Annotated in this window: 6 protein-coding genes and 1 pseudogene; all 7 read left to right on the top strand. The window is 73.0% G+C overall.

Going from position 1 to position 4,727, the window contains the following annotated elements; translation table 11 throughout:
* The first annotated feature begins 165 nt into the window (after window positions 1-165).
* A pseudogene (lepB, locus tag HYE82_RS34110) lies at window positions 166-1,059 on the top strand (signal peptidase I).
* Window positions 1,028-1,918, top strand: coding sequence for a signal peptidase I (gene lepB, locus HYE82_RS34105; protein WP_179178097.1), 891 nt, complete (start codon window positions 1,028-1,030; stop codon window positions 1,916-1,918). The pseudogene lepB (HYE82_RS34110) and the gene lepB (HYE82_RS34105) overlap by 32 nt, the downstream one beginning before the upstream one ends.
* Before the next feature lie 42 nt (window positions 1,919-1,960).
* On the top strand, window positions 1,961-2,773 hold the full coding sequence (gene lepB, locus HYE82_RS34100; protein ID WP_179178096.1) for a signal peptidase I: 813 nt from the start codon (window positions 1,961-1,963) through the stop codon (window positions 2,771-2,773).
* A complete protein-coding gene (locus HYE82_RS34095) occupies window positions 2,763-3,266 on the top strand; it encodes an NUDIX hydrolase (protein WP_179178095.1) in 504 nt (167 codons plus the stop codon). The genes lepB (HYE82_RS34100) and HYE82_RS34095 overlap by 11 nt, the downstream gene beginning before the upstream one ends.
* A gap of 55 nt (window positions 3,267-3,321) precedes the next feature.
* Window positions 3,322-3,630: a DUF2469 domain-containing protein gene (locus HYE82_RS34090; RefSeq protein WP_179178094.1), complete on the top strand. Its 309-nt coding sequence runs from the start codon at window positions 3,322-3,324 to the stop codon at window positions 3,628-3,630.
* Between the two features lie 107 nt (window positions 3,631-3,737).
* Window positions 3,738-4,109: a YraN family protein gene (locus HYE82_RS34085; RefSeq protein WP_179178093.1), complete on the top strand. Its 372-nt coding sequence runs from the start codon at window positions 3,738-3,740 to the stop codon at window positions 4,107-4,109.
* On the top strand, window positions 4,109-4,727 hold a 619-nt coding region (locus tag HYE82_RS34080), incomplete at its 3' end, for an ATP-binding protein (RefSeq protein WP_179178092.1). The genes HYE82_RS34085 and HYE82_RS34080, both read left to right, overlap by 1 nt.

Raw genomic sequence — 4,727 nt, 5'->3', positions numbered from 1 at the left:
GCGCGGGGCGAGGGGGTGCGGGGCGGTGGCCGCGCCGAACAGCGGCGCGCCGAGCGACCGCGCCGCGGCCGTGCGCCGGAGCCGGAGGCGGAGACGCGGTCCCGCAAGCGGGCCGCCGCGCCGGCCGGCGGGCCGGAAGGCGGCGGCCGGGCCGAGCGGCGCCGGCTGGCCCGCCGGATCCGCAGGCGCAGGCGCACGCGCAGGGCGGGCGAGGTGCCCCTGCTGGTGGTCGCCGCGCTGTGCATCGCGCTCCTCCTGAAGACCTTCCTGGTCCAGGCGTTCTTCATCCCGTCCGGGTCCATGGAGCAGACCATCCGGATCGGCGACCGGGTGCTCGTCGACAAGCTGACCCCGTGGTTCGGCTCCCCGATCGAGCGGGGCGACGTCGTCGTGTTCAAGGACCCCGGGGGCTGGCTGAAGGGCGAGGCGGCGCGGCCGCCCCGCGACCCCGTGGGCGTCAAGCAGATCAAGCAGGTCCTCACGTTCATCGGCCTGCTGCCCTCGGCCGACGAGCAGGACCTGATCAAGCGGGTCATCGCCGTCGGCGGCGACACCGTCGTGTGCTGCGATGCCAAGGGCCGGGTCACCGTCAACGGGGCGCCGCTCGATGAGCCGTACGTGAACCCCGGAAACGCCCCCTCCGAGATCCGCTTCGAGGTGCAGGTGCCGGCCGGGCGGCTGTTCGTCATGGGCGACCACCGGGCGAATTCGGCCGATTCCCGCTTCCACCTCGACGAGCCCTTCCAGGGCACCATCGACGAGAAGGGCGTCGTCGGGGAGGCCGTGGTCATCGCCTGGCCGTTCGACCACTGGCGCAGGCTGGAGCAGCCCGCGACGTTCAGCACCGTGCCCGATCAGCAACGCAGGGGGCGACGCGGCCGCCGCGGGCGCCGTGGAGGACCACCCTTCGCATAGTGTGTCCTCGGTCTCCCGCGCCTTAGGGAACTCCCGCTCGTTAAGGGAGGGGAGGACCCGTGCCGTATCCGGCGCGGGCGGCAATTCCGAGTGAGGAGTGGATGTGGGGGACGTGGCGGTAGGCGCGCGATCCGGACGCGATGAAGGCGAGGAGCGGCCGGACGGCATCAATCGCGATGCCGAGCGCGAGGCCCGCGAGGCCGAGGACGCCGAAGACGGCGCCGAGGAGCGCCCGCAGCGGTCGTTCTGGAAGGAGCTCCCGCTCCTCATCGGCATCGCCCTGCTGCTCGCCCTGCTGATCAAGACCTTCCTGGTGCAGGCGTTCTCGATCCCGTCCGACTCGATGCAGAACACCCTGCAGCGCGGCGACCGGGTGCTCGTGGACAAGCTGACCCCGTGGTTCGGCTCGGAGCCCGAGCGCGGCGAGGTCGTGGTCTTCCACGACCCGGCGAACTGGCTGGCCGGGGAGCCCACCCCGGAGCCCAACTTCCTGCAGACGATCCTCAGCAAGATCGGCCTGATGCCGTCCGCGGACGAGAAGGACCTGATCAAGCGGGTCATCGCCATCGGCGGGGACACGGTCGAGTGCAAGAAGGGGGGACCGGTCGTCGTCAACGGCAAGCCGCTGGACGAACCGTACGTCTTCCCCGGGAACACCCCCTGCGACGACGCCCCCTTCGGCCCGCTGACCGTGCCCGAGGGGAAGATCTGGGTGATGGGCGACCACCGCCAGAACTCGCAGGACTCCCGGTACCACATGCAGGACTCCACCCAGGGCTTCGTGCCGGTCGACAAGGTCGTCGGGCGGGCCGTGGTCGTCGCGTGGCCGGTCACCCGTTGGTCGACCCTGCCGGTTCCGGACACGTTCGACCAGCCGGGCCTCGGGGACCAGGCCGCGGCCAAGGCGATCGGCGCCGGCCCGGCCGCGCTGGGGCTTGCCGGAGCCGTGCCGGTCGTGCTGTGGAGCCGACGGAGGCTGACCGGCCGGACTACCGGCAGGTAGGGTGCCGCCCAGGTCGTCGATCCCGGAGCTGGGGGCGCTGCTATGGGCGAAACGCCGAAAGGCACTACACAGACAAGCAGTACGCAGGGAATACGCAGGGGCGGCGACGGCCGCGGCGGTGTCGGCAACGTGTTGTCCGGGATCGCCGTGGCCGTCGGCTTCGTGCTCTTCCTGGGAGGCTTCATATGGGCCGCGCTGCTCTACCAGCCCTACACGGTGCCGACCGACTCGATGACGCCGACGGTGCGGCCCGGCGACCGGGTGCTCGCCCAGCGCATCGACGGCGGCGAGGTGCGGCGCGGGGACATCGTCATCTTTACTGATGCCATGTGGAGCGACTCCCCCATGGTCAAGCGGGTCGTCGGCATCGGCGGCGACACCGTGAAGTGCTGCGGGGAGAGCGGCCGGCTCAGCGTCAACGGCAAGGAGCTGGAAGAGCCCTACGTCGACCGCACCCGGCCCGCGACGCCGGACGGCGCGGCCCCCGGCGCGGGCTCCCCGGCCGGCACCCCGTTCGAGGTGACCGTCCCCGAGGGCAACCTCTTCCTGCTCGGCGACAAGCGCTCCAATTCGCTCGACTCCCGGGCCCACCTCCAGGAGGCCGGCCAGGGGACCGTGGCCCGCTCCACCGTCCGGGGCCGCATCGACGCCCTGGCCTGGCCCTCCATGACCATGGTCGGCCGGCCGGCAGCGTACGCCGGCCTGCCCGGCGGGACCTCGCAGCCGGGGCCGCTGCGGATCCAGCTCGCCGCCGTCGCAGCCGGGGCCGCACTGGTGGTGCTGGGGGCCGCGTACGGGCCGCTCGCACGGGTCCTGGGGCGCGGCCGCAGGCAGGGGACCGCCGGTGTCCGCTGACCGGGCCGCGGACGGCCCGCGCAAGGTGTCCCGGGTGATCCTGCTGGACCCCCAGGACCGGATCCTGCTGCTGCACGGCTTCGAGCCCGGCGACCCGGCGGTCGACTGGTGGTTCACCCCGGGCGGCGGGCTGGAAGGCGGCGAGAGCCGGGCGCAGGCCGCGCTGCGGGAACTCGCCGAGGAAACCGGCATCACCGAGGTGGAACTGGGGCCGGTGCTGTGGCACCGGTACTGCTCCTTCCCGTTCGACGGGCGGCGCTGGGAGCAGGACGAGTGGTACTACCTGGCCCGGACCGCGCAGATCAGGACCGAGCCGCGCGGGCTCACCGAGCTGGAGCGGCGCAGTGTCACGGGGGCCCGGTGGTGGACGCCGGAGGAGCTCCTGGCGGCCGGCGAGACGGTGTACCCGAACCGGCTGGCAGAGCTGCTCCGCACCCTGCTGGACGACGGTCCCCCGGCCACGCCGGTGCAGCTGGCGCCGGAAATCGTCTAGGGCCGCCTCGGCCTGCCGCACAATAGGGAGACGCACGGCTGAAGGGGAACATGCCATGAGCGCCGAGGACCTCGAAAAGTACGAGACCGAGATGGAGCTGAAGCTCTATCGGGAGTACCGCGACGTCGTCGGGCTGTTCAAGTACGTGATCGAGACGGAACGCCGCTTCTACCTGACGAACGACTACGAGATGCAGGTGCACTCGGTGCAGGGAGAGGTTTTCTTCGAGGTCACGATGGCCGACGCCTGGGTGTGGGACATGTACCGGCCGGCCCGCTTCGTGAAGCAGGTACGGGTGCTGACCTTCAAGGACGTGAACATCGAGGAGCTCAACAAGACCGACCTCGAACTCCCGGGCAGCTGATCCCTCCCCCTCGGGGGTGAACGGGTCGTCCACAACGGCCCCGCGATCCACCAAGATCCACAGGGTGGGCGGGTCCGCGGGATCGTCGGGGCCGGAGGTGGTGCCCGATGAACGCGAAGGACGTGGCGCGACAGGCGCTGGGGCGGTACGGGGAGGATCTGGCGGCGCGGCGGCTGGCCGAGGCCGGCATGACGGTGATCGCGCGGAACTGGCGGTGCCGGAGCGGGGAGATCGACATCGTCGCGCGGGACGGTGACGCCCTCGTCGTGTGCGAGGTCAAGACCCGCCGGGCGGGGCCGTTCGAGCATCCCATGGCCGCGGTCCGGCCGGGCAAGGCCGAGCGGCTGCGGCGGCTCGCCGGGCGCTGGCTCGCCGACCACGGCGGTCCGCCCCCGGGCGGGGTGCGCATCGACCTGGTGGGCGTCCTGCTGCCGCGGCGCGGCGCGGCCGTGGTGGAGCACGTCCGGGGGGTGGCGTGATGGGCTTCGCACGGGCCTGCTCGGTCGCCCTGGTGGGCGTCGAGGGCGTGGTGGTGGAGGTCCAGGCCGACCTGGAGCCCGGTGTTGCGGCGTTCACCCTGGTGGGGCTGCCCGACAAGACCCTCGTCGAGAGCCGGGACCGGGTCCGGGCCGCCGTCGTGAACTCGGGCGCCGCCTGGCCGCAGAAGAAGCTCACGGTCGGGCTCAGCCCCGCCTCGGTGCCGAAATCGGGCGCCGGCTTCGACCTGGCCGTGGCCGCGGCGGTGCTGGGTGCGGCCGAGGCGGTCGATCCCGCGGTCATCGCCGACCTGGTGCTCGTCGGGGAGCTGGGCCTGGACGGCCGGGTCCGTCCGGTACCGGGTGTGCTGCCGGCGGTCCTCGCCGCGGCGGAGGCCGGATACCGCAGCGTGGTCGTGCCCCGGCGGTGCGCCGCCGAGGCGCGGCTGGTCCCGGACGTCTCGGTGCTCGGCGTGGGCAGCCTGCGCGACCTGATCGCGGTTCTCACCGGCGGAACGGTCCCCGCCGAGGAACAGCCGGACGACACCGGGCCGCCGGGCCCCGGCCCGGGGCCGGCGGGCCTGCTGGTCCCGGGCGCGGGGCTGGGCACCGGGGTCGTGC

Source organism: Streptomyces sp. BR123, assembly GCF_013401435.1.
GTDB lineage: Bacteria > Actinomycetota > Actinomycetes > Streptomycetales > Streptomycetaceae > Streptomyces.
This window is presented reverse-complemented; position numbering and strand designations above follow the sequence as displayed.

Bases quoted from the DNA above. Each gene is read 5' to 3' on its own strand.
- HYE82_RS34085 (WP_179178093.1), top strand. From the start codon at position 3,738: ATGAACGCGAAGGACGTGGCGCGACAGGCGCTGGGGCGGTACGGGGAG.
- lepB (WP_179178096.1), top strand. From the start codon at position 1,961: ATGGGCGAAACGCCGAAAGGCACTACACAGACAAGCAGTACGCAGGGA.
- HYE82_RS34090 (WP_179178094.1), top strand. From the start codon at position 3,322: ATGAGCGCCGAGGACCTCGAAAAGTACGAGACCGAGATGGAGCTGAAG.